This window comes from Dialister sp. UBA1703 (assembly GCA_002320515.1).
In the GTDB taxonomy this organism is placed as follows: Bacteria; Bacillota; Negativicutes; order Veillonellales; family Dialisteraceae; genus Dialister.
In genome coordinates this window covers 654-4162 of the sequence record DCJJ01000004.1, presented here as the reverse complement: position 1 = coordinate 4162, position 3509 = coordinate 654, and the positions used below count along the sequence as shown (strand labels likewise).

Annotated in this window: 2 protein-coding genes; both read left to right on the top strand. The window is 51.9% G+C overall.

What is annotated here, in order from left to right; all coding sequences use genetic code 11:
• Positions 1 to 966: 966 nt before the first annotated feature.
• Entirely contained in the window at positions 967 to 2781 is a 1815-nt protein-coding gene (locus B2Y11_RS00095) for an ammonium transporter (RefSeq protein ID WP_291054459.1), read from the top strand.
• A gap of 244 nt (positions 2782 to 3025) precedes the next feature.
• Positions 3026 to 3205, top strand: a complete 180-nt coding sequence (locus B2Y11_RS00090; RefSeq protein WP_291054456.1) for a hypothetical protein — start codon at positions 3026 to 3028, stop codon at positions 3203 to 3205.
• Positions 3206 to 3509 lie beyond the last annotated feature (304 nt).

Genomic DNA, 3509 nt, shown 5'->3' with positions numbered 1-3509 from the left:
GCATTGCATAAAAATTCAAGAATAAAAGCAGACAGTGATTTAATCAGCGCTTCCCTAAGGAAAATATTAAAAGCCAAGATGGTGCAAAATGCAGGTAATAAGGGAAAATCACGTCCGTAGATTGCCCCGAAAGTGTGGGGTGTATTTTTTTAGCTGGGAGTCTTATGTTGACACGAAAATACATTACGGAGAAACTCTCCTTTCCAGGCAAGTATCCTGTGTCGGAGGGCCCTGTCAACAGGCCCCTTCCCGCCGACTGGGATTTATGGACAGATGCGTCACCATCGGCAGGCACCAAGATTCTTCGCCCACGGCTCAGAATGACTTGCCCGGCGGGAAGGAAAGCGCGTAACACTGCAGCTGTCAGGCGGTATATATTCATCGCCCGCAGGACGATACCACAAGCCTCGGGCTGTAGACCCCGTCAAACTTCAGAACCCGACCGCCCAGTGGGCCGGTCAATCCGGTGCCTCTTCCTTTTCACAACCTTTCTACACAACCCTTCTATACAACCTGCGGCGCCAGCCGCGCTCCCTTTTTACTTGTGGCGTCAAACCTAAGAACCCGACCGCCCAAAGGGCCGGTCAATCCGTTGAACCCTGTCCATCCACAACCCACGGGCCCTGCCCCTTTTGGTGCCCGGGGCACCACCTTCCCGCCCGCAGGCGGGGGACAATAAGGGGAGGGGCGCAGGCGGGGGCAATAAAGTTTGTCAGCTGTCCCACTCATATTTCTGAAATTTCCCTCTTGACGTTTTTCAAAGGCTATTGTATCCTATGTACATAACAAAGGACCGCAAGGTCACAAGTACATATTTTTTGACAAGGATGTCTGATAGTGAATGGTTCACATCAGGCTTTTTCTTTTGGACAAGGGAGCCCGGGAATGTTTTCCGGGCTTTTTCGCTTTTCAGAAGGAGGGCCGCCGTTCATGGTCAGGCATCTTTTTCAGGAGGGAGTGGGTTTTATGAAAAAAATGGAAGCCGTATTGCGAAAGTGGCCTCTGCTTCTGGCAGCGCTGGCCACGCCGGCGGTGGCTATGGCCGCGGAGCCGGAGGGCAGGTATTCGTCGGTGGATACGATCTGGGTGCTTTTAGGGGCTATCCTGGTGTATTTCATGCAGCCGGGGTTCGCCATGGTGGAAACGGGTCTGACCCGGGCGAAGAATGCGGGCAACATCGTCATGAAGAATTTCATGGACTTTGCCCTTGGCACGGTGGTGTTCTGGTTCCTCGGCTTCGGCCTCATGTTTGGCGAGGATATCGGCGGTATCATCGGTACGCCGGATCTCTTCGTCACTCATTTCCAGGTGCCCGATGATGCAGGTTATACCTCCATGGCATACCTCTTCTTCCAGACCGTGTTCTGTGCAACATCGGCTACCATCGTTTCCGGCGCCATGGCAGAACGGACGAAGTTCTCCGCTTACTGCGTGTACTCCGTTATTATTTCCCTTCTGATTTACCCCATTTCCGGTCACTGGATCTGGGGCGGCGGCTGGCTTGCGGAAATGGGATTCCACGATTTTGCCGGTTCCACCTGCGTCCATCTGGTTGGCGGCGTATGCGCCTTCGTCGGTGCATGGCTCCTGGGACCCAGAATCGGCAAGTATAATAAGGACGGCAGCGTGAACGCCATCCCCGGCCACAGCATTACCCTTGCCTGCCTGGGCATGTTCATCCTGTGGATGGGCTGGTTCGGATTCAACGGTGGCTCTACTGTTTCCATGACCGGCGACAAGACCATTGAGTCTGTGGGCCATATCATGATTACCACGAACCTGGCCGCAGCGGTAGCAGCCTGCACCACCATGGCCCTGACCTGGGTGAAATACGGAAAGCCCGATGTATCCATGACCCTGAACGGCGGCCTGGCTGGCCTGGTAGCTATTACCGCCGGCTGCGATACAGTTACCGTTCCCGGCTCTTTCTTCATCGGCCTCATTGCCGGCGTATTCATCGTTTATGCGGTGGAATTTGTAGACCAGAAATTGAAAATCGATGACCCCGTCGGTGCCATCGCAGCCCATGGCGGCTGCGGCGCCCTGGGTACCATCCTCACCGGGTTCTTCTCCGAATCCGACGGTCTCCTCTACACAGGAGATCCCCATTACCTCTTCGTCCAGATTCTGGGAGTTGTGGCTGTAGCTGTTTACGTATTCATTGCCATTAACATCGTATTCCGCATCATCCGCGCCACCATCGGCCTCCGCGTAACCCGTGAAGAGGAAATCAACGGCCTGGACTTCGAAGAACACGGCCTGGCTTCCGCTTATGCAGACTTCATGATGGTTCCTGAAACGGCAGAAGAAAAAATTGAGGCCGGCAAGGCGCCCAAGGGAGCTGTTGAAATCCCAATGGATAAGGAAGTGCCGGAAAAGGTGCTGCCGAAAGAGCTGCCTGCTGACGGACACCGTCTCTACTGCGTCACCATTATTACCTCCGACAAACGGTTTGAAATCCTCAAGGCTTCCATGGAAGCCATCGGCATCACCGGCATGACCGTCACCAAAGCCCTGGGCTTCGGCCTTGAAAAAGGACAGACCCAGATGTACCGCGGCGCTGCGGTTTCCGCCAAACTTCTTCCGAAGGTTCGGGTGGATATGGTTGTATCCAAGATTTCCCCAAGGACTGTCATCGAAGTGGCCAAGAAAGCCCTTTACACCGGCAAGTACGGCGACGGCAAAGTCTTCGTCACCACCGTGGACAATGCAGTCAAGATCCGCACCGGCGAAGAAGGCTACGATGCCCTCCAGGACTATCCTATTGAAGAAGACAAATAAGGACTCGATGCAAAGAGCTGCGCTTTGGCGCAGCTCTTTTTGCGTGGAAAAGGGGGGGGAGGGGAATAAAGGTATACTTATTCATGAAAACAAAGAAACCTCTCTTTTTCACAGACTTATTCACAACCTGTTTATAACTTTAAAATGAGAATGGGAAATATAGAAAATAAGGGGAGGAATAGGGAATGTCTACCGTAGATATACACAGAAAACTGTGAATACCTGTGAACAAGTGAGGGCAGAATTGGAAAACAGAGGAAAAGCAGGTAGAAAATATGGGCTTTCGGAGGGAAACCAGGTTATCCACAGAAGGAAAATCTGTGAATTCACTTTTCACAGGACGCAGCGGGAAGAGAAAAAAGGAGGAAAAGATTTCGTCAAAAGAAGGTCAATCGGTTCAAATCCTGTAAAAAATAGAGAATAGGGGAGAATAGGAAAGAAAATCAGATTTCTTTCCTGTCCGTATCCGATGGAAAGAAAAATATAAATATAAGAATAGACCCCCTCTCTTTTGAGAAAAGTAGCTTCGTAAAATGTATACGCTATATGGTTCTTCACAATTTCACAGGGGAGATAGTGAACTAGTGTACTAGTGTGCTAGGGTACTAGGGTACTAGGGTGCTAGTGGACTAGTGAGACAGTGGGACAGCTGTCGGCTTTCCGCTGGCTGCAGGACTCTTCCCGCCTCCCACCGGTCATCCTGAGCGCTAGGGAAGCACTGATTAATT